The sequence below is a fragment of the Sphingomicrobium arenosum genome (assembly GCF_026157085.1).
Taxonomy (GTDB): domain Bacteria; phylum Pseudomonadota; class Alphaproteobacteria; order Sphingomonadales; family Sphingomonadaceae; genus Sphingomicrobium; species Sphingomicrobium arenosum.
Genome location: NZ_JANPVN010000001.1, coordinates 1,229,916 through 1,249,709, shown reverse-complemented (window position 1 = coordinate 1,249,709; position 19,794 = coordinate 1,229,916). Strand labels below are relative to the sequence as shown.

General features: G+C 66.3%; 24 protein-coding genes and 1 other RNA gene. 12 read left to right on the top strand and 13 right to left on the bottom strand.

Going from position 1 to position 19,794, the window contains the following annotated elements; all coding sequences use genetic code 11:
* Window positions 1-190: 190 nt before the first annotated feature.
* Entirely contained in the window at window positions 191-1,042 is an 852-nt protein-coding gene (locus NUW51_RS06230; RefSeq protein WP_265563793.1) for an energy transducer TonB, read from the bottom strand.
* Window positions 1,043-1,256: 214 nt separating this feature from the next.
* On the opposite strand from NUW51_RS06230, the gene NUW51_RS06225 reads away from it, so the two are divergent.
* Entirely contained in the window at window positions 1,257-2,177 is a 921-nt protein-coding gene (locus NUW51_RS06225; protein ID WP_265587940.1) for an energy transducer TonB, read from the top strand.
* 27 nt (window positions 2,178-2,204) lie between these two features.
* On the opposite strand, the gene NUW51_RS06220 is transcribed toward NUW51_RS06225, so the two are convergent.
* The 3 genes from NUW51_RS06220 to NUW51_RS06210 form a co-directional block, all read right to left on the bottom strand.
* Window positions 2,205-2,678 carry a hypothetical protein gene (locus tag NUW51_RS06220; protein ID WP_265563791.1) on the bottom strand — a complete coding sequence of 158 codons (474 nt, stop codon included), beginning with the start codon at window positions 2,676-2,678 and terminating at the stop codon, window positions 2,205-2,207.
* A gap of 154 nt (window positions 2,679-2,832) precedes the next feature.
* Window positions 2,833-3,570, bottom strand: a complete 738-nt coding sequence (locus NUW51_RS06215; protein ID WP_265563789.1) for a LytR/AlgR family response regulator transcription factor — start codon at window positions 3,568-3,570, stop codon at window positions 2,833-2,835.
* Complete coding sequence (locus NUW51_RS06210) at window positions 3,567-4,784, bottom strand: histidine kinase (RefSeq protein WP_265563787.1); 1,218 nt, start codon at window positions 4,782-4,784, stop codon at window positions 3,567-3,569. The genes NUW51_RS06215 and NUW51_RS06210 overlap by 4 nt, the downstream gene beginning before the upstream one ends.
* A gap of 153 nt (window positions 4,785-4,937) precedes the next feature.
* Between NUW51_RS06210 and NUW51_RS06205 the strand changes: the two genes are divergently transcribed.
* Together NUW51_RS06205 and NUW51_RS06200 are read left to right on the top strand one after the other, a co-directional pair.
* Complete coding sequence (locus tag NUW51_RS06205; RefSeq protein ID WP_265563784.1) at window positions 4,938-5,126, top strand: hypothetical protein; 189 nt, start codon at window positions 4,938-4,940, stop codon at window positions 5,124-5,126.
* A 237-nt stretch (window positions 5,127-5,363) separates the two neighbouring features.
* Window positions 5,364-5,915 (top strand): hypothetical protein, encoded by a 552-nt coding sequence (locus NUW51_RS06200; RefSeq protein WP_265563782.1) that lies wholly within the window; start codon window positions 5,364-5,366, stop codon window positions 5,913-5,915.
* Here NUW51_RS06200 and NUW51_RS06195 read toward each other — a convergent pair.
* The 3 genes from NUW51_RS06195 to NUW51_RS06185 are packed head-to-tail and all read right to left on the bottom strand — an operon-like array spanning window position 5,912 to window position 8,144.
* Window positions 5,912-6,388 (bottom strand): 5' nucleotidase, NT5C type, encoded by a 477-nt coding sequence (locus tag NUW51_RS06195; RefSeq protein ID WP_265563780.1) that lies wholly within the window; start codon window positions 6,386-6,388, stop codon window positions 5,912-5,914. The two genes, NUW51_RS06200 and NUW51_RS06195, sit on opposite strands and share 4 nt — an antisense overlap.
* On the bottom strand, window positions 6,385-6,756 hold the full coding sequence (locus tag NUW51_RS06190; protein ID WP_265563778.1) for a hypothetical protein: 372 nt from the start codon (window positions 6,754-6,756) through the stop codon (window positions 6,385-6,387). The genes NUW51_RS06195 and NUW51_RS06190 overlap by 4 nt, the downstream gene beginning before the upstream one ends.
* Window positions 6,756-8,144, bottom strand: coding sequence for a glutamate ligase domain-containing protein (locus NUW51_RS06185; protein WP_265563776.1), 1,389 nt, complete (start codon window positions 8,142-8,144; stop codon window positions 6,756-6,758). The genes NUW51_RS06190 and NUW51_RS06185 overlap by 1 nt, the downstream gene beginning before the upstream one ends.
* A 46-nt stretch (window positions 8,145-8,190) precedes the next feature.
* On the opposite strand from NUW51_RS06185, the gene NUW51_RS06180 reads away from it, so the two are divergent.
* Window positions 8,191-9,000, top strand: coding sequence for an LD-carboxypeptidase (locus NUW51_RS06180; RefSeq protein WP_265563773.1), 810 nt, complete (start codon window positions 8,191-8,193; stop codon window positions 8,998-9,000).
* A gap of 86 nt (window positions 9,001-9,086) precedes the next feature.
* Window positions 9,087-9,362, top strand: a complete 276-nt coding sequence (locus NUW51_RS06175) for an SWIB/MDM2 domain-containing protein (RefSeq protein ID WP_265563771.1) — start codon at window positions 9,087-9,089, stop codon at window positions 9,360-9,362.
* Window positions 9,363-9,461: 99 nt separating this feature from the next.
* Here NUW51_RS06175 and NUW51_RS06170 read toward each other — a convergent pair whose 3' ends face one another.
* From NUW51_RS06170 to NUW51_RS06150, 5 genes are all read right to left on the bottom strand, one after another.
* A complete protein-coding gene (locus tag NUW51_RS06170; RefSeq protein ID WP_265563769.1) occupies window positions 9,462-10,190 on the bottom strand; it encodes an extensin-like domain-containing protein in 729 nt (242 codons plus the stop codon).
* On the bottom strand, window positions 10,177-10,929 hold the full coding sequence (locus tag NUW51_RS06165) for an NUDIX hydrolase (protein ID WP_265563766.1): 753 nt from the start codon (window positions 10,927-10,929) through the stop codon (window positions 10,177-10,179). Before NUW51_RS06165 ends, NUW51_RS06170 begins: the two co-directional genes overlap by 14 nt.
* Window positions 10,930-11,038: 109 nt before the next feature.
* Window positions 11,039-11,305 carry a hypothetical protein gene (locus NUW51_RS06160; protein ID WP_265563764.1) on the bottom strand — a complete coding sequence of 89 codons (267 nt, stop codon included), beginning with the start codon at window positions 11,303-11,305 and terminating at the stop codon, window positions 11,039-11,041.
* 35 nt (window positions 11,306-11,340) lie between these two features.
* Entirely contained in the window at window positions 11,341-11,592 is a 252-nt protein-coding gene (locus tag NUW51_RS06155; protein ID WP_265563762.1) for a hypothetical protein, read from the bottom strand.
* A 250-nt stretch (window positions 11,593-11,842) separates the two neighbouring features.
* On the bottom strand, window positions 11,843-12,112 hold the full coding sequence (locus NUW51_RS06150; protein ID WP_265563760.1) for a hypothetical protein: 270 nt from the start codon (window positions 12,110-12,112) through the stop codon (window positions 11,843-11,845).
* A 143-nt stretch (window positions 12,113-12,255) separates the two neighbouring features.
* Between NUW51_RS06150 and ssrA the strand changes: the two genes are divergently transcribed.
* The 3 genes from ssrA to NUW51_RS06135 all read left to right on the top strand — a co-directional run bounded on the left by ssrA (window position 12,256) and on the right by NUW51_RS06135 (window position 16,487).
* Window positions 12,256-12,603: a transfer-messenger RNA gene (gene ssrA / locus NUW51_RS06145) on the top strand.
* 131 nt (window positions 12,604-12,734) lie between these two features.
* Window positions 12,735-14,774: an amidohydrolase family protein gene (locus tag NUW51_RS06140; RefSeq protein WP_265563758.1), complete on the top strand. Its 2,040-nt coding sequence runs from the start codon at window positions 12,735-12,737 to the stop codon at window positions 14,772-14,774.
* A 183-nt stretch (window positions 14,775-14,957) separates the two neighbouring features.
* Window positions 14,958-16,487: a ComEC/Rec2 family competence protein gene (locus tag NUW51_RS06135; RefSeq protein WP_265563756.1), complete on the top strand. Its 1,530-nt coding sequence runs from the start codon at window positions 14,958-14,960 to the stop codon at window positions 16,485-16,487.
* Here NUW51_RS06135 and mscL read toward each other — a convergent pair.
* The gene (mscL, locus tag NUW51_RS06130; protein WP_265563754.1) at window positions 16,484-16,921 is read right to left on the bottom strand and encodes a large conductance mechanosensitive channel protein MscL; all 438 of its coding nucleotides are present in this window, start codon (window positions 16,919-16,921) and stop codon (window positions 16,484-16,486) included. The genes NUW51_RS06135 and mscL overlap by 4 nt on opposite strands.
* Window positions 16,922-17,038: 117 nt before the next feature.
* Here mscL and NUW51_RS06125 point away from each other — a divergent pair, with 117 nt between their 5' ends.
* Genes NUW51_RS06125 through NUW51_RS06110 form a run of 4 tightly spaced genes read left to right on the top strand, consistent with a single transcriptional unit; the run spans window position 17,039 to window position 19,791 of the window.
* Window positions 17,039-17,632 carry a LemA family protein gene (locus NUW51_RS06125; protein ID WP_265563751.1) on the top strand — a complete coding sequence of 198 codons (594 nt, stop codon included), beginning with the start codon at window positions 17,039-17,041 and terminating at the stop codon, window positions 17,630-17,632.
* A 49-nt stretch (window positions 17,633-17,681) separates the two neighbouring features.
* Entirely contained in the window at window positions 17,682-18,599 is a 918-nt protein-coding gene (locus NUW51_RS06120) for a TPM domain-containing protein (RefSeq protein ID WP_265563750.1), read from the top strand.
* A complete protein-coding gene (locus NUW51_RS06115; protein ID WP_265563748.1) occupies window positions 18,599-19,270 on the top strand; it encodes a TPM domain-containing protein in 672 nt (223 codons plus the stop codon). The genes NUW51_RS06120 and NUW51_RS06115 overlap by 1 nt, the downstream gene beginning before the upstream one ends.
* The gene (locus NUW51_RS06110; protein ID WP_265563746.1) at window positions 19,267-19,791 is read left to right on the top strand and encodes an NUDIX hydrolase; all 525 of its coding nucleotides are present in this window, start codon (window positions 19,267-19,269) and stop codon (window positions 19,789-19,791) included. The genes NUW51_RS06115 and NUW51_RS06110 overlap by 4 nt, the downstream gene beginning before the upstream one ends.
* Window positions 19,792-19,794: the final 3 nt, after the last annotated feature.

The window sequence follows — 19,794 nt, the reverse complement described above, 5'->3', positions numbered from 1 at the left end:
GCGGTTGTAAGGGGGAGGGCAGCCTGATTTCTCGCCGATTGGGGGCACGCCGGTCGCTTGCCGATGAAAGCTCCCCCCGGAGCCTGCCAATCGACAGCATCCTTGCTGTCCAACGATGGCGAGAGGATTACCGGTACGCTGCTGGCGCGGATCCGAAGCGCTTGGCGTCACGGACGCAGCGTTGGGGCCATCAGTCGCCCGTGGTTTCCTCTTCGAAAGCGATGCTGGTGCCCGTCGGCAGGGCAAGGAAGAATTCGATGCGCTCCTGCTTGTCGGGCGCTGAGCCCTTCTCTGGGTCCGCGGGCAGGGGTTCGCCGCAGAAGGCCAGTTCCTCGGCGCGATCGGGACAAGGGGCGGCGCTTTCGAAGCGCGGGGCGAGGTGGCGGGCAATGCGGGCCTCGCTGGCAGTGGCCAGAAGCCATTGCTTCCAGCGCCCCACGTCTTGCCGGCTACCCGCCGCGGTGCCGACGAGCCAATCGCGGTCGGCATAGAGCGGGTCCGTCACAATCAGCATGCCGATGACGAGCGCACCGGTCTTCTGGATGGAGGTGCATGGCTGCGCCGAGATGCCGTCGGCGCCGAAGATCAATTGCTCGCACCGTCGCGGTTTTCCCTCTGACGAGAAACCGAAGATCAGCGGCGGGTCGACGCCGTCGGCTGCGGCCGCGTAGCTCTGTGCGCGCACGCTCTGGCGGTGGATCCTCCAGTGGATCAACGGGGTCGTATAGGAGGCCTCGACCAAGCGGCCTTGATTGTTCACCGCCGGATCGAAGGTCGCGCGCTCCATGAGGATGTCGCAGGTCGCGCGGTCGAGCGCAGGCGACCCCGAGGTTTCCACGATGACGCACTCGCTTACCGTGCCCTGCGGCGTGATGGCGAGCCGGGCGCGCACGGCGCCTTCCTGGTCGAGACGCAGCGCGTCGGCGGGATAATCCTCGGCCCGAAACAGCGACCGCACGTCTCCCCGCGCTGCGCTTTCCCCTGGCTGCGCCGGATCGCTCGCCACCAGCGCAAGGCCGATCGGCAGGATGGACAATGACATGGCTTGCTCCCCCTCAAGTCGACGGATGATTAGGATGAAGGGTCGGCGGCGCGCAAGACGACTGGTTCTGAAAAGGTAGCGACCGGCGCTGCGGGGTACCGTCGCCGTAGCGCAGCGGCATCGCTCTTGCACATCGGTGACCTTCGCTTAGGAAAGCGCGGCTATGGAGGGGGCAGCAGGACGGGCGACCGTTCTTGTCGAGGGAGTGTGCGTGATGTTTTCCGGTCTTGCCATGTTCACCGCCAGCCTGCTGGGCGTGGGGCAGCCGGTCGTGCCGCCCTTGCCGCCCAAGCCGACATTGGCGCGGCCGCCGCAGTCGAAAGTCAATCTCGGCACGCTGTTCAGCTATGAGGATTATCCGGCGGCGGCGCTGGCGCTCGACCTCGAGGGCGATGTGCGGGTGTGGCTCGATGTGGACGCGCAGGGGCGCGTGCAGGGGTGCACGGTGCGCACGAGCAGCGGGCATGCGGAGTTGGACGAGGGCACCTGCGACATCTTCGTGGGCCGGGCGCGCTATCACCCGGCGCTCGATGCAGATGGCGAGCCGGTCGCGCAGCGCGTGTCGCCGCCCGCGGTGCGCTGGCGGATGATGGACCGGCCCCGCCCCCGGAGCGAGGCGGCACGGCTCATGCAGTTCCTCGTGTCGCCACTGGGGCAGGTCGCGGGTTGCTGGACGTTGCCGGCCGCGGGCCAGGAGGGGCCCGATCATTCATGCGGGCGCGAGAGGGCCAAGGCGCGGGCGCTCGCGCTGGCGATGCACCGTGACGACGCGCAGCCGACGGGCACCTATTCGGTGCAGGCCGTCTGGGGGCATCCGCTTTCGACCGAGGCGCGGCTGGCGCGGCTCGAGATCGACCCCGAGGCGATCATCGTGGATCGCACGCATGATTATGTGCTGCGCGAGGGGCTGGTCATTCGTTGCAGCGAGCGTGCCGAGGACGATCTCGACCTGGCCGGGGCCGACTGCCGCGAGACGGGAGCGACGGCGGGCTGGTGCGTGGATGATGCGAGCGATCCGGTCGCCTGTCACGGGCTGGTGCAGTGGCGGCTCCTAGTTTGGCGTGACCCCACGGTGGATGTCGAGGGAATGACGCGGGCGCGGACGCTCGATCTTGCGCCGCCCGCGCAGGATTAGGGAAAGGCGCGCCGCCACAGGCGGTCGTCAGGCGGCCTGGGTCGCGTCCTTGCCGTCCGACTGTTCGACGATGCGACGGAATTTCTTGATCGTCTCGTCGAGCAGGATGATGGCCTCGTCGATGGCGAGGCGGGTCACGGCTGAAAGATCGGCGGTCTCGGCCGCCTCGCTCAACCGGGTCATGACGACCTCGTCGCATTCGGCCAGCTTGAGGAGCAGGGGGCCGTAATTGCCGCTTGCGGTCGCATCGTCTGACAGGTCGAACCAGCTTTCGGGACAGCAGATCCGGCGTTCGCCATCTTCCAGCGGGGCACCGATCTCCTCTAGCGCGGCCGCGATCCTGGGCATCATCTCATCGCGGTTCTGGCGGCAATCCTGGAGGATCTTGACGATCTGCTGATTGGCGATGCGATCACAGACGAGGCGGATGCGCTGGCCCGTGTCCTCGGCGGCACCGTGGAGCATGCGTAGCAACTTGGCATCATCGGGTCGTCCGAGCATGGACCCCTCTCCCGTTCACGTTGGGATGCACGTGCGTCCAGCCCATGCGGAATGGCCCCCGTGTCAGACGCTCTTAACGAGCCGCCACATCGAATGTTTCCAAAAATATGACAAAGATTGTTAAAAGGCCGCCAGCCCGTCGGAGCGCTGGCGATCAGCGGCCCGTCATCTCGCGGACATGTTCGGCATAGAGCCGGCCGACGGGCTGTTCGCTGCCGTCGCCAAGCTGCGCGATCCAGCGGCCCGAGGCGTTGCGCGAGAAACCGTCGATAAAATCGCGGCGCAGGATCGCCGAGCGGTGCAGCCGCACGAACATGGCGGGGTCGAGCCCCTGTTCGAGCGAGGCCATCGAATGGTGGATGAGCCAGCTGCGATCGCCGACATGGAGGCGCATATAGTCGCGCTCGGCCGAGATGCGGTCGATGTCGGCGGCGGCGATGCGCACGAGGCCCGACATGTCGGAGGCCCAGAATTCGGTGAGGAAGAGCGAATCCGCCGCCTTGCCCTCGCCCGGTTCGCGATGATCCAGCGCCTCGCGGGCGCGCTCGATCGCGGCGATCAGCCGGTTCCGGTCGACCGGCTTCATGAGATAGTCGACGGCGGCGACCTCGAAGGCGGCGACCGCGAACTGGTCGTAGGCGGTCACGAAGATCACGGCGGGACGCGGCTCGGCGCGGGCGAGATGGCGCGCGACCTCGATGCCGTCCATGCCGGGCATGGAGATGTCGAGGAGGACGAGGTCGGGCTGGTGCTCGGCGGCGAGCGCGACGGCCTGGTCGCCGTCCTCGGCGATGCCGACGATGTCGAGATTCTCGAGCGGGTCGAGCAAGGCGACAAGGCGGTCGGCGGCAAGCGGTTCGTCGTCGGCGATCAGCACCTTCAGCGCGGTCATCCTTCAGGCTCCTTCACGATGGGAATGTCGAGCACGACCCGAAAGCCGTCCTCGATCGGCGCGGCATGGCAGGTCGCCGAGGCGCCGAAATGGGCGAGCAGGCGCTCGCGGACATTGGTGAGGCCGGTGCCGGTCCCGCTCGGCGGGTCGCGGTCGGCCTGCGGACCGATGGGCGATGAATTGTAAACGACAAGGCGCGCGCGGCCATCCTCGATCGGGGTCGCCTTGATCGCGAGATGGACGGGCGCGCGGGTGCGGCTGACGCCATATTTGATGGCATTTTCGACCAGCGGCTGGAGGATGAGCGCGGGCACGCGCATCTGGCTGAGTTCCTCGGGCACGTCGATGGTGACGTCGAGCCGCTTGGGGAAGCGGCGCTGTTCGATGTCGAGATAGAGGCGCTGGAGGCTGATCTCGCGTTCGAGCGTGATGCTCTCGGAGGGATCGAGCGAGAGCGAGGTGCGGAAGAATTCGGACAGAGCGATCAGCATTTCCTCGGCCTGTTCGTTGCGCTTGGTCATGACCAGCGAGGACAGGCTGTTCAACGTGTTGAAGAGGAAGTGCGGGTTGACCTGATAGCGCAGCGCGCGGACGTGGGCGGCCTGGGTCGCGGCCTCGGCCTCGGCGAGGCGGCGCTTGACCTGTTCGACGCGCCCGGCGCTGTCCATGGCGAGATAGACCCCCGACCAGGCGAGGAAGAAGAAGAGCCAGACGACGGCGGCATCGGCGGCGATACGGATCTTGCCGAGGCGGTCGAGTTCCTCGAGCGGGGGCAGGGTGAAGACCATCGGCGCCTCGCCCGAATGGCGCTGGATGCGGATCTCGTTGCCCTTCTGGATGATGACCGCGCCCTCGCGCGCCTCGGTGCGATATTCCTCGCTGCTGGCGGAGACGTCGGGCGCGGTCGAGATGATGAAGAGCGCCTGCGCGACCGCGGCGAGCGAGGAGGCGGCGAAGGCGACCGTGGCGCGCCAGCGCAGCGAGGCCTCGGGGCGTACCGCGCGCAGCGACATGTAGATGCACAAGGTCAGGATGATGCCGATCCCGATATGCGGCATGCGGTTGGCAAGAACGCCGTCGAGATCGCCGATGAGGAGTGCGCGGCCGATCACCGTGGCCAGATAGGTCGCCCAGAACAGGACGATCGAGGCCAGCGCCAGCCGCCAGTCGGCGAACAGCGAGGTCGAATGGTTGCGGATCGGGACGTGGCGCATGGGCTGATTGTCGTGCCAGAGCGCTGGCCCGAGGCCAAGCCCCGAAACGCCGGTTCATCGAAGGGGAATGCGGGCTCATAGAAGAAGCAGGCGAGGAACGGGGCCCGGCACTGGCCCGTTGATGGGGAAAGACAGTGAAAAAGGACATGTGTCATGAGCCAGCCCAAGGACGAACCGAGCAAGGAACTCGAGGAAAAGCTCGCCAAGCATCCGCATGATGCCGACACCAAGGTGGACGTCGGTTCGGATGAATCGATGGATGCGTCCGATCCGATTTCGGTGACCCGCAGCGACGACGACGAACCGCATCCCAACTCGGATGCGCCGAACGGCGGGCGCTAGGGCCCAGTTTCCGCAACGTCGGGACGGCGGCGCAACCAGATTGGCGGCGTGGCTGGGGGCGTTGCCGATATGTCGCAATGCGTTGAAAAGCCGTGTGGCAAGGGCAACGAGCCCTTGCCGCAGCGGCTGATTTTTGCCTCTTTTGCGTCACGGGGAGCGGCTCGCGGTTTTTGGTTAAGTCCCTTTTAAGACTAGCCTTTCTAAGATCGTGGGCAGTGGCAGAAGGAGATATTCGAGATGGATGCGAAGAAGGGCGGGGGCCCGGTGACGGGGGAGAAGCTGTTCAGCGAGATGAAGGAGTTCGCTTCCTTCGACAAAGCGACGCAGCGCTACATTCGCCGTTCGCTGGACGTGGCGTTCGGCCGCAAGGATCCACTCGACACCTGGGCACGCGACGAGGGAGAGGCGGCCGCGATCAATGCCCAGAAGCGCTTCTATGCCCAGCTCCCCCACCTGCGCGCGGACATTCCCGACGATAGCGGTCTCGACATGCTCGAGCCGTTCCTCGGGCTGCTGACGACGCTGTCGGCGTTCGATCTCGCGCAGGGGCGTTTGGACAGCTTCACGGCCTATCGCTTCCTCTATGAGCGGCTCCTCGGCGCGCATGTGCGTCCGTGGCTGCCGGCGGCCTTCTGCGCCGCGGCGGCGCTGCCGCACCTGCACCCCGATCGTCGCCGGATCCTCTTGCAGTCGATCAGCGAGGGCGCCGCGACGGCGGCGGGCTGGTCGACGCGCGAGCCGGTGTTCTGGCCCGAATGGGTCGAGAAGGTGGACGTCGAAACCGCCTAGAGCGGGTAGATCTCAGCCAGTTCGCCAAGCGATATCGCGGGCGTCCTGTGGAGGATGAAGCGGCCTTGGCCGTCATTCTCCCAGGGCGCCCGCTGCTTTTCGCGGTCGTCGACGAGGACGTCGCCGGGGGCGGCATAGAGATGCTTGTCGCGCGCCATGCAGGTGATCATCGGCACGCCGGGCAGCCATTTTTCACCCCAAGCGCGCTTTTGCGGCTCGGCCCATTTGCCCATCGGGAGGCCGGTGAGAATGGTGGGGGCGAGGTGCGCGACCGCTTCGACCATCTCCAGCGCGCCGGGCAGCGGGTCGAGATTGGCGTAGAAATCCTCGGCGCGCGCCAACGTCTTCCAGAAACCGCCGACCCCGACTTTTTTCTGGAAAGCGTGGGCATCCATGCCGGTGAGCTTCTTCACGCCGCCGTCGAAGTCGGCGAGGACGCCGTCGCAGTCGAGGAAGAGGGCCGGATGGCTCATGACACGTAACCGGGGCGGGCGTGGAAGGGGATGGGGTCGACCTCGGTGAAGCCATGGTCGGCGATGAGGGCGTTGCTGTCCTTGGGCACCCTGCCGCTGTCGGGGTCGAGGCTCCAGGTGACGTGATAGTGATTGCCGTCGGGGCGGTGCGGCTGGCCATCGACGAGGACGACGAGCGCCTCGACGCCGTGGCCCGCATCGCTGTGGCCGATCACGGCGAAGCTGGCGGGTGCGGGGACGGGTGCCTTGTCGCGGTGCGAGGCGGCGGTGACGTGATGCGCGATCACCTCGGCATAGCGCGGCGGGAAATGGGCGAGCAGGCTGGCGCGGTCGGCGTCATCGAGGATCCAGCCGACGGCGCCGCCCATCAGCCCTGCGCCTTGCCGATGGCATCAAGCAGGTCGCGGGCGTAGGCGATGAGGCTGTCGTCGCGCGCGCCCATGACGAGGACGATGTCGCCGGGACGGGCGTCGGCGGCGATCTCGGCGGCAATGTCGTCGCGATCGGGGATGTGGATGGCATGGCCACCCGCCTCGCGCACCGCATGGGCGAGCCAGTCCGAGCCGCGCGACTTGTCGACCGTGCCGCCCTGGTAGACGGGATCGGGGAGGAAGAGGCGATCATCCTCGCCGAGCCGAGCGGCGAAGACCTGCGCCAGTTCCTCGCCCATCTGTTTCAGGGGGCCGTAGCCGTGCGGCTGGAAGATGGCGAGGAGACGGCGGCCACGCGCGCGCATCGTGTCGAGCGTGGCGGCGGCCTTGTCGGGATTATGCCCGAAATCGTCATAAACGGTGATGCCATGATGTTCGCCGACGCGCTCGAGGCGGCGCTTCAGGCCGGCGAAGCGGGCGAGCGCGGCGGCACCGTCGGCCAGCTCGACCCCGGCGGCATGGGTGGCGGCCAGCGCAGCCAGCGCATTCATCGCATTGTGGCGCCCGGGCATGGGGAGGTGGACAGCATGGGCCTGGCCGTCGTGGAGCAGCGTGAAGCGGACCTCCTCGTCATGCAGTTCGAGGTCATGGCCGCGATAGGCGGGGTCGTGCGCGGGATCGAAGCCGAAGCCGCGCGCATGGGCGGGCGCGATGGCGCGCGCTTCGACATCGTCGGCATTGAAGATGGCGTGGGTGCCAGCGCCCATGAAGTCGCCGAACAGCTGGCGCAGTTCGTCCATCGACTTGTGATCGAGGCTGATATTGTTCACCAGCGCCACCGTGGGTTCGTAGAGCGCGATCGAGCCGTCGCTCTCGTCGACCTCGGCGACGAACAGATCGGGATCGCCGACAAGCGCGCTGGCAAAGGGGGCATGCGGCCCGGCGAAATTCTTCATCACCGCGCCGTTCATGACAGTAGGCGCGCGCGCGGCCTCGTGGAGGATCCAGCCCGCCATGCCGGTGACCGTCGACTTGCCCGAGGTGCCGCCGATGGCGATCGAGGTGGCGGCGGTATTGAGGAGTTCGGCGAGCAGTTCGGGCCGCGCCTTGCGGGGCAGCCCGAGCTCGCGCGCGCGCACGACGTCGGGGACGCTGTCCTCGACCGCGGCGGAGGCGACGAGGGTCTGGCCCTCTTTCAGGCCGGTGCCGTCCTGATCGTGGAGGTCGATGCCGAGGCTGCGCAGATAGTCGAACTTGGCGGCCATGCGACCGGCATCGAGGCTGCGGTCCGAGCCCGAGACGGCGGCGCCGCGCGCCTTGATGATGGCGGCAAGCGGCAACATGCCCGACCCGCCGATGCCGCAGAAGAAATAGCCATTGTCCATGGCGACTGCCCTATGCGATGCCGGGAGCGTGAGCAATGGAGGACCCATGCGGATTGCGATGGTTGCGCCGAGTTGCCCGGTGAGCGAGGCGGTTGTCGCGCGCGTGCACGAGCGCGCCGCGCTGGCGGGCGCCGAGCTGATGGTGCACCCGCAGGTCCATGCCTGCGAGGGGCATTTTGCAGGCTCGGACGCGGTGCGGCTGGCGGCGCTGAAGGAGGTGCTGGCCGACGAAAGCGTCGACTGGGTCTGGTGCGCGCGTGGCGGCTATGGGTCGAACCGGATTGCCGCGGCGCTGGTGCGCGAGCTGCCCGCGCGGGCGCTGGGCAAGAGGGTCATGGGCTATTCGGATGCGGGGTTCCTGCTGTCCGCGCTGCACAAGGCGGGGCTGGAGGTGGCGCATGGGCCGATGCCCGCCGATGTGACGCGCGAGGGCGGCGAGGCGGCGATCGACCGGGCGTTGGCGTGGATGGTGCGGGGCGACGAGGCGGCGCTGGAGCCGGAGCTGTCGCCCGACCGGCCGAGCCTTGCGTTCAACCTGGAAGTGCTGGTGTCGATGCTGGGCACACCGTTGATGCCCGATCTCGAGGGAGCCGAGCTGCTGATCGAGGAGGTGGCCGAATATCAATATGCGAGCGACCGGGCGCTGTTCGCGCTGACGAACCAGGCGGTCAGGCCGGCGAGCCTTCGCATGGGGCGCTTTTCGGCGGTGCCCGACAACGACCGGCCCTTTGGCGAGGAGGCCGAAGCGATGGTGCGGCGCTGGTGCGATGCGGCGGGGATCGCGTGGCGCGGGCGCGCCGACATCGGCCATGACGCGCAAAATCGCGTCGTCCCCTTCGGCGCCATTAACCATTAGTCACGAAAAAGTGCGATTCTCCCTCTTGCGCCCCTTAGGGAAGCTCGCTCTACTCGCCTCCTTACTTAACAGGAGGGCCAAATATCATGGCAGACAATAAGAGCGGGTCGGGGCGTAAAGCAGGGGGCGGTCTTGCTCGCCCGGTGACGCCGTCGGCCGAACTGGCGAAAGTGACCGGTCCGACCCCGCTTCCGCGTAGCGAAGTCGTTTCGAAGATGTGGGCTTACATCAAGGCCAACAACCTTCAGAATCCGCAGAATAAGCGGGAAATCATGGCCGACGACACGCTGCGTCCCATTTTCGGCGCGGACAAGGTGACCATGTTCGAAATGAACAAGCACCTGTCGAAGCACCTCTCGTAAGGGAGGGTGCCGGACGCCTTTGAAGGGCGTCTCGCGATAGAGGGCCGCGCGGAGCATCAGCTCCCGCGGCCTTTTTTCATGTCCCGAATCAGCGCTTCCTTAGCGGCAGGCGGACCAGCCCATGCTGCCCTCGCGCATGGCGAGGTGGAGGTGATCGGCGTGGGCGGCGTTGTAATCGGGTGACAGGACCGCTGAAAACAAGGCGCAGGCACCGTCGCGTGCCTCGCGCAGGAAGGCGGCCTCGGCGGGGGCGCCGTCCCAGTCGGCGAGCAGGCTGAGGGCGCGACCGTCGGCGGTGCGAAAGCCCGCAATGTCGATCGCGTCGGCGGTGGCGTGGCGCGACCAGGGGCCGTCGGCGCGGCCGTAGAGGCGGCGGCAATTGTAGCTGCCGTTATGGACCGGGGTGACGGTGGTGCCGAGGTGGCGCTCGGCGGCGGGGGCGAGCGTGTCGCGCTGCCACAGGTAGAGCGCGGCGGCGACGGGACAGGCAGTGGCGAGCGGGCTGGGCGCGAGGTCGAGCGTGATGCCGTCGGTGTAGCCGCATTGGGCCTCGGCGGGCTGGCGGGGGGCGGCGAAGGTCTCGGCGATCCCCGCGGCACGCACGAGCGCGAGGCAGGCCTGCGGGTCGCTGGCGAGGGCGGCGAGCTTGGCGTCGGTGTAGGGGCCGACGGGATCGGCGAGGTCGAGCGGGGTGAAGGGGAACTGTTCGGGATAGGCGTCGATATAGGCGGCGGCATAGCGCCAGGCACCCCAGCCGAGCGCGGCGAGCAGGGCGAGGAGAAGGAGGCGGCGCGGCCAGCGTGGGGCGCGGCGGCTAGTGCTGGCCACGAAAGGCGTCGGCGAGCGGCGAGGCGGTGACGGGGTAACCGCGATCCTCGGGGATGCAGAGGGTTTTTACGCCATCGCGCTCCTCGACCCAGGGGACGATGGTGTCGACCGGATGCGCGGCGGCATCGGCGAAGACCTGGTCGACGGTGCGCGCCTCGGCGAGGCGTTCGAGGTTGCGCAGCGTGGGGAAGATGGCGTGGGCGGCGCCGGCGGCGATCTGATCGAGCATGGCGGCGGGGCTGATCCATTGCGAGGCGGCGACTTCGGCCTCCTGGTGCTGGCGGGTCGGCAGATCGGCAGGCGCGCGGGCGAGGATGAACCAGGTATCGAAGCGGCGCTTCAGGTTGAGGTTGGGGGCCCAGCGGGCGAAGCGGGTGAAGGCCTGCGGGTCGATGGCAAGCCCGTGCGCGTCGAGCAGCGGGAGGAGCGGCTGGCCCTCGAGCAGCGCGGCCTGGAGCGCGGCGCTGGTGGCAGCATCGGGGGCAGGGTCGAGACCGACCGCCACGCCCACTTCCTCGATCAGTTCGCGCAAGGCGGCGATGACGTCGGCGGGGGTGTCGGGATGGTCGTGATCGGCAGCGTCGATGCGCCCGCCGGGCCAGACCCATGCACCGGCAGCGAATGCCATGTGCGCGGTGCGGCGGACCATGAGCGTCTCAGGGAGCCCGTCCGGGCCCTCGCGCAGCAGGATGAGCGTGGCGGCGGGAATGGCGGGGGGAAGGGGGTCGGCGGTACTCATCGCCTCTCCTGATGGCGCAGGCGCGCGGGCATGGGAATGAAAAAAGGCCGGACACCCATGGGGTATCCGGCCTTTCCCGTTTGAAACGGGCTGGAACGTCCTCGGCTCGTTAGAGGCCGACCACGTCCTCGGTTTCCGCAGTGGTGCCGGCAACGTCGCTTTCGTCGATCTGATCGACGGGCGGTGCGGCCGGTTCCACGGCAGCCGGTTCCTCGACGACGGGTTCTTCGATCACGTCTTCGAGGCTCGCGGCATTTTCGTCATAGCTCTCGTCGGTGAGGGTGGTGTCATCCACCATTTCCTCTTCCGCCTCGCCAGCACAAGCGGCGAGAGTGAGGGCGGTGGCCCCGACGAGGGCAAAGGCGATTTTCTTCATCGAAAAATCTTTCAAATCAGCTTTGAAGACGATCCCTAGAGGACGTCGCCGTCAGCGTCTTCGGCAGCTTCTTCGGCGATTTCGCCCTGCTCTTCGACGGCATCGGCCTGGTCTTCGAGCGCTTCCGATTCAGCTTCCATGCCGAGGTCATCGGCGGTGTCGGCCTGCGCTTCGAGCTGTTCGACCTGGCCGTCGTTGATTTCTTCGACAACGTCTTCCTGGTCCTGGCCGCAAGCGGCGAGCGAGAGCGCAACGGCGCCGGTCAGAGCAAAAGCAATCTTCTTCATGGTCAAATCCCCAAAAATTTAAATCGTCCGTTAGCAGTCGCCTGCCTTTGCGGCAGTGCAACAACGGAAAGCCTTAACGGCGATCCGGCGCCATTGGTTCCGTCATGTCACCGCATTGTCAATCTTCCCGTGGTGTAAGCGGCGGCGGTAACGGCGGGGCGAGCCATACGTGCGGGGAAGCATGGATGCGGCGAAAAAACGGGCGAATAAGGGGAAAAATCGGTTTAACGCGTTAATAACGCTACCGAAATTATTGCGGCTCCGTTGCGGATGTATCGGCAGTTGGAGGGGCGTCGCCGATGTCGCTGGCAGCAGCTGCATTATTTTGCGCCGCCGCCTCGCGTTTCTTTTTCAGCGCCTCCGCCTCGGCTTGCGCTTCGGCCCGTGCTGCCTCCTCGAGCGCGCGCGTGCGCTTTTCTCCCGCGGCGGCGACGGCGTCGCCTGCCGGGTCGGCAGCAGGATCGCAGGCGACCAGGGCGATGGCGGCGGCGGCGATCGAACCGAATTGGAAGCTTTTCATCTGTCTGTCCTTATCAAGAGGTGGGGCAGCGGTAGCGGCGCTTTCTTGCGCGCTCGTCCGTGACGCATGTCCGATGCTTGTCACCAACCGGACGGCCGGTCCGAGGTTCCGGGCGTGGTTCCAGCCGATGATTGCGGCCGCAGGCGCTTGTTTCGCCGAGCGCATGAGCCTATCTGGGGATGCCGGGCAACCGGCTATGTCGGTAGAGTATCGGATGGAATAGGCGTTTCGGACCCGGGGGGCAGTACCCCGGCGCCTCCACCACCAGCCGCTCCTCAAGGAGCAGGCGGTTGATGATGGGGGCGAAACAGGATCGACGAGCGCAATAAAGATCCGGTTGCCGATCGGTAGGAGACCACCGTGAAGGCTCATTCACACAAGTGCTAACGATAACGAAGCACTCGCTATTGCTGCGTAACCACACGGCTAACGCCTAAGGTTACAATGAAATAAGCGCGGTTGGACCCCACCGGGCAACAGAAGGGGATTCCAGCGGTCCGGAGGGTACCGGGCAACAGAAACCCTCCACCTATCCTCTTCTCTGGAATGTGACGGCGACGAATTGATTTTCGCCGACGGCAAGCGCATCCTTCGCTCCACTTATCCAGCAGGGGACCCCCTCATGACCGTTTCGCTGATCGCGCTCGCGCTTTCCTCCACCGCCATCGCGGTTGCACCGACCCCGGTCGAAGAGCTGATGGTGCCCCCCGAGAATGCCGAGAAGTGGGTGTTCCTGTCGGAGGCAGGCACGCATGGGACGCAATATCGCTGGCAGCTCGACAATGGCTGCATGGCCTATCGCGACAGCACCAATCTTCGCGGCTGGACGGGGGAGATCGACCAGACCGTCTGTTATGGCGAGGATGGGCTGCCCGAGACCATCACCATTCGCGGCAAGTCGCCCTTCGGCGTGGCCGAGGAGAGCTATGTGGTCGAGGGCGGCGTGGCGCGCTGGGAAACCGAGAAGGACCGCGGCGAGGCCGATTATGACTGCGACTTCTATTGGGCGGCCAACGGGCTGACGCTGGCCTTCGACGATGCCATTCGCGCGGTGCAGGCAAGCGGTGGCGACCTGTCGCTGCTGCCCTCGGGCGTGGCGCGGCTGGAAACGAGCGGACGCAGCATCAATGTCGAAAGCGCGAGCGGCGAGCGCGAGACGATCACGCTTCATTATCTGTCGGGGGTGGCGAGCCAGCCTTATCCGGTGTGGCTCGATGAGGAAGGACGCTTTTTCGGCTTCTTCTCGACACTGGGACTGCTGCCCGAAGGCTATGAGGCGATCATCCCGCAGCTGAAGGAAGTGCAGGCCGAGGCAGGGCTGGCGCAGACGGCGGCGCTGTCGGCCAAATATCTGACGGACGAGGCGCGCGCGCCGACGCTGTTCGACAATGTGAAGCTGTTCGATGCCGAGCAGCGTGTCTTTCGCACTGGCCAGGCGGTGCTGGTCGAGGACGGGGTCATTACGGCGGTGGCGCCGGCGGGATCGATCGCGGCCGAGGCCGGGATGCGGGTGGTCGACGGGCGCGGCAAGACGCTGCTGCCGGGGCTATGGGACAGCCATGCGCATTTCGGACAGGACGATTGGAAGCTGCTCCAGAATATCGCCAGTGGCATCACCAGCTACCGCAGCCCGGGCGCGGAGATGGACTATATCGTCGACAAGCGCGCGCGGGCGGAGGCGGGGACGCTGCTCGCGCCCGACATCTACGCCAGCGCCATCGTCGACCAGCAGCATCCGTTGGCGGCGCAGGGCGCGATGACGGTGACGAGCGAAGAAGAGACGATCGCGGCGGTGCGCGAGATCGCCGCCAACGGGCTCTATGGGGTGAAATTCTACACCTCGATGAACCCCGAGTGGATCGCGCCGGCCGCGGCGGTGGCGCAGGAATTGGGGCTCCACGTGTCGGGCCACGTGCCCGCGACGATGCGCCCGATCGAGGCGGTGCGTAGCGGTTATGACGAGCTCACCCACCTCAATTTCGCGCTGATGCAGTTCATGCCGCAGGACGTGGTCGATACGTCGAACACCAATGCCCGGCTCGAAGGGCCGTTGCGTTATGGCAAGGACGTCGATCTCGACGGCCCGGAAGTGGCGGCGTTCATCGCCGAGCTGGCCGAGCGCGGGGCGATCGTGGATCCGACCATCACCATCTTCGAGGATTTCGTCGTGCCGCCGCGCGACGGCTCGCTGACCTTGTCGGCGCAGCCGTGGGAAGGGCTGTGGCCCGCGACGATGGAGCGCGGGATGCGCACCGGGGGCTACAAGCTCTTGGATGGCATGAGCTATGACGATTATCAGGCGAGCTTCGACGTGATGAAGGGGCTCATCGGCAAGCTGCATGAAGGCGGGGTGACGATGGTCGCCGGGACCGACGGGCAGGGATATGAGCTGTTCCGCGAGATCGCCATCTATGAGGAGGCGGGCATGAGCCGCGCCGATGCGCTGGCGAGCGCGACGATCATCGCCGCCGAGGTGGCGGGCGTGGGCGCGCAGTCGGGCTCCATCGCGGTCGGCAAGGAAGCCGACCTCATCCTCGTCGACGGCGATGTCGAGGCCGACGGTGGCGCGCTGCGCCGGGTCGAGACGGTGGTGCTCGACGGCACGGTGATCGATGCCCGCGCGATGCGCCGCGACGTCGGCATCGGCGGCGATCCGAAATAGGGGGCAGCCTCCATCGGAGCTGAATTGACGAGGCGCTCGGGCGGCATGGCGGTCCGGGCGCCTTTTTGCATTGGGCGTGGGTCGTTGGTCGAAAACTGACGCGGCCGCCAAATTGAGACGCGCGCTCTCGATTGATCCATGTTAAGGGTGGCGCTGCTCGGGACATTGCCAGTGGAGGGTGCCATGACCGGCCAGTTGTTCGTCGCCTTGCCCGAGGATCCGTATACCGACGTGTTCCTCACCGACCCCGCGACGGGGAAAAACGAGCGGCAGGTGTTGTGGGGGGATTTCCTGCGGCTGGCGCCGGGGGAAAGCGCCAATGGGACCAGCGAGAAGGTGAAGGTCCAGTGGGGCGGCGGTGGCACGATCCTCGAGATCGAGCGGCGTCATGTGACGCCCCAGCGCCCGCTCGAGATCATTTTCGTCGATGTCGGGCAGGGCGATGGATCGGTGCTGATCACGCCCGAGCGCGATTCCGACGAGCGGATCATGGTGGTCGATGCGGGCGAGGGCGAGGAAATGCTCGATTTCCTGCGCGAACGCTTCAAGCTCGACCGGCTGCGCGACGCGGGGACGCCCTTTCCCTTTCATGCCGCGGTGATCACCCATCCCGATCTCGACCATTATTGGGGATTCGAGGCGATCTTGGCGCATGGCGGGGCACGGTTCGAGACGGTCTATCATTCGGGCCTGGTCGAGCATCCGCACAAGAGCGGCTGGGACCAATATGGCACGACGAGGAAGCGCGGCGGCAAGGCCTATATCGAGGGATTGGTGCCCGACGATGCGGGAATGCGCGCGCTATTCGGCGATATCGGCGGATCGAGCCGCAAGTTCGCGCGGACGATCAACGCCGGTATCGCGGGCGGCACGGCGGGCCGGTTCGAGATGCTCGGCACCAGTATCGAGAGCGTCGAGGCGGGGCTCGTCGATTATGTGCCGGGGTTCGATCCCAATGATCGCAACGGCTATCGGATCGAGATCCTCGGGCCGGTGATCGAGAGCGGGCCGGGAGGCGAGATGTGGGTGCGGCGCTTCTCCAGCAAAGGCAAGATGAAGAACGGCCATTCGGTGCTGTTGCGGCTGTGCTACGACCGATTCAGCATTTTCTTCGGCGGCGACCTCAATAAGGAGGCCGAGCAATATCTGCTGACCGCTTATGCCGGGATGCGCGACTGGCCGGTCGAGGCGTTCGACAAGGACCGGATGCTGGCGCTGGCGCAGCCGCGCTTTCGCTCGGACGTGATGAAGGTGTGCCACCATGGCTCGTCCGACGTCACCGACGAATTCCTCGCCGCGGTCGATCCGGCGGCCTTCGTGATTTCGTCGGGCGACGAGGAGGGCCATGTCCATCCGCGCCCCGACCTGTTGGGGCGTCTCGGCAAGATCGGGCGGGGGCGATCACCCGTCATCCTGTCGACCGAGTTGCAGCGCTCGACCCGGGCCGAGGAGGACCAGCGGCTGATCAAGCGGCTGATGACGGCACTGGGGCAGGACGGCACCGCGCGCTCGCCCGAGGCGGCGGACAAGCTGGCCGCCGATCTCAAGACGCTGGGTCGCTCCAACGTCGAGGTCGACGGGGCGATCTATCTCAAGACCGACGGCCAGCGGCTGATCGCCGCCTTCAAGAAGGAAACGTCGTCCAAGACCAAGAAGTGGTTCTGGTTCGAGTTCATCCTCTATGGCGAGACGCTGATGGTCGTGCCGCGCTAGGGGCGCTTTTTCAGCTCTTCGAGAATGTCCTTCAAAAGGTCGGTCTCGCTCGGGCCTGCGGGCGCGGCGGGGGCCTCTTCCTTGTGCGTCTCGATCACCTTTTTCACCCAGCGGACCATCAGGAAGATGATGAAGCCGAGGATGAGGAAATTGAGGATGACGGTGATGAAATTGCCCCAGCCGAGCACGGCCGCGCCGGCCTCCTTCAATTCGGCATAGTTGGTCATCGAGCCGGTGTAGCCTTCGGGAACGGGGCCCAGAAGGGTGAAATAGTTGGAAAAATCGAGGCCGCCGAAGAGGACGCCGACCACCGGCATGATGATGTCGTCGGTGAGCGCCTTGGTGATGAGCGCGAAGGCACCGCCGATGATGACGGCGACGGCAAGGTCGATGACGTTGCCCTTGGCGATGAAGGCCTTGAAGTCCTTGAGCATGGTTGATCGTTCCCCCGGTTGTTAGGCGATCAAGCTTATGCCATCGCAGCGGCATTGAAAGAGGCTTTTTGCCGTCCTACCTAGATAAGACACGAGTATTCGAGGGGATTTATCGCCATGACCAAGCGCCTGACCTTGCTTTCCACCGCCCTTATCGCAGGCAGCCTCGCGGGCTGCGGCATCAACAGCGTGCCGACGGCCGAAGAAGAAGTGAATGCCGCCTGGGGCAATGTGGAAGCCGAATATCAGCGCCGCAACGACCTTATCGGCAATCTCGTCGAGACGGTGAAGGGCGCGGCGGCGAGCGAGGAGGATATCCTGACGCAGATTACCGAGGCGCGTGCATCGGCGACCTCGGCCAACTTGTCGACCGACCAGCTCGACGATCCCGAGGCGGTGCGCGCCTATGCCGAGGCGCAGGGGCAGCTGTCCAACGCCCGCAGCCTGCTGGGCACTGTGATCAACGAGCGCTATCCCGAGCTGGCGAGCCAGCAGCGCTTCGCCGATTTGATGGTGCAGCTCGAGGGGACCGAGAATTCGATCCTCGTCGCGCGGCGCGATTATAACGATGCGGTGCGCAACTATAACACGACGATCCGGACCTTCCCCGACGCGATCGGCGCGAAGGTGATCCACGGGGCCGAGCCCAAGGTGCCGTTCGAGGCGGCCGAGGGTGCCGATGAAGCGGTCGAAGTGGATTTCGGCGCTTAAGATGGGTTCTGCCCTAGTCCTGTCGTCATCCCAGCGAAGGCTGGGATCCATGTCGGCCCGCTTGCAGTACGCCGACGACATGGGCCCCAGCCTTCGCTGGGGCGACGTGATGGGTATGCTTCTCTTTCTTGCGGCGATGCTGCTTTCCGCGCCGGCGATGGCGCAGGATTTTCCGGCGCCGCCGGAGAATAGCTGGATCCTCGATGAGGGCGAGTTCCTGTCGCCGCAGGAGGAATTGGCGCTCAACCAGAAGTTGCAGGCGCGCTTTGCCGAGACGGGGCGGCCGCTCTATGTCGCGACGTTCCAGGACCTGCAGGGCTATGAAATCCAGGATTTCGGTTATCGGCTGGGCCGCGACTGGGGCGTGGGCGATGCCGAGGAGGATGACGGCACGCTGCTGATCATCGCGCGGGCCGAGCGGCGCATCCGGATCGAGACGGGCTATGGCGCGCGGGTCTACCTGCCCGACGTGCTGGCGGGGCGGATCATCCGCAACGTGATCGAACCCGAGTTCAAGGCGGGCAATTTCGCCGCCGGGATCGATGCCGGGACGAGCGAGATCATCGCCAGCTTCGAATTGACGCCCGAGGAAGCGGCGGCGCGGGCCGAGGAAGTCGCGGCGGCCGAGCAGGCGCGGCGCGAGGGCGGTGGCGAGGGCTTCGGCGTGCTCGTCATGTTCATGATTTTCATCTTCATTTTCCTGAGCGCCGGACGGCAGCGCGGGGGTCGGCGCTATCGCGGCAAGGGTGGCAAGGGTCGGCGGCGCAGGCGCGGCGGCATGGATGCGGGCGATGCCGCGGTAATCCTGTGGGGCATCGATGCGCTGCTCAGCGCCGGGCGCGGTGGCGGCGGATTCGGCGGCGGTGGCTTCGGCGGCGGCGGCGGGTTTGGCGGCGGCGGCGGCGGCTTTGGCGGCGGTCTGGGCGGCGGCGGTTTCGGGGGCGGCGGCGCCTCGGGGGGATGGTGATGCACAAGCTGACGGCAGAAGATCATGCGCGCGTCTCGGCGGCGATTGCGCAGGCGGAGAAGGCGACCGACGGCGAGATCGTCGCGGTGGCGACCGACCTGTCCGACAAATATCATGACGCGGCGTGGCAATGGGCCGCGCTTGCGATGTTCGTCCAGATGGGTCTGTGGGCCTTCGTGCCGGGGCTGCTGGAGGATGTGTATCACTTCCTCTTCGGCGGGTGGGGCGAGGTCGAGCAGGACAAGCTCTTGCTGACCGTGCTGATGCTGGCGCTGGCCAAGTTTCTTGGGGTCTGGCTGATCCTCAACTGGATGCCGCTGCGGCTGTTGCTCGTGCCGCCCGCGACCAAGACGCGGCGGGTACGGCGGCGCGCGATCGACATCTACAAGGCGGGGGCGGACAAGCGCACGGTGAGGCGCACGGGCATCCTCATCTACCTGTCGATGGGCGAACATCGCGCCGAGATCATCCACGACGAGGCGATTACAAAGGCGGTCGCGCCCGACGCCTGGGGCGAGGCGATGATCGCGCTGCTGGGGCCGGTGAAGGAGGGCAGGGTGGCCGACGGCATCTGTGCCGCGATTGGCGAGATCGGCGAGGTGCTGGCCAAGCATTTCCCCAAGTCGGTCGACAATCCCAACGAAATTCCCGACAAGCTGATCGAGCTGTGAGCAACGACGAGATGAGCGGGCCCGAGGTCAAATATCAGGGCGATTTCATCGTCGCGGTGAAGGATGGGCGCTGGGAATATGTGAAGCGCGCCCGGGGCATTCGCGCGGTAGTAATCGAGGCGGTGGTCGAGGAGGATCGGCTGCTGCTGGTCGAGCAATATCGCATTCCCATCGGCTCGAACTGCCTCGAACTGCCCGCGGGCCTCATCGGCGACGATGATGGCGGCGAGCAGGATACGGTCGAGGATGCCGCCATGCGCGAGCTCGAAGAGGAGACGGGCTGGCGGCCCGGGCGCATCGAGGTGGTGGGCGAATTCTTCTCCTCGCCCGGCATGGTGTCGGAAAGCTTCACCGCCGTGCGCGCGCACGACTGCGTCAAGGTCGGCGAGGGGGGCGGGACCGACAGCGAGGACATCATCGTCCATGCGGTGCGTCGGTCGGAGATCGCGGCTTTCGTGGCCGACAAGCGCGCCGAGGGCTGTGCCATCGACGTGCGCGTGATGGCCTATCTGATGCGTTGAGAG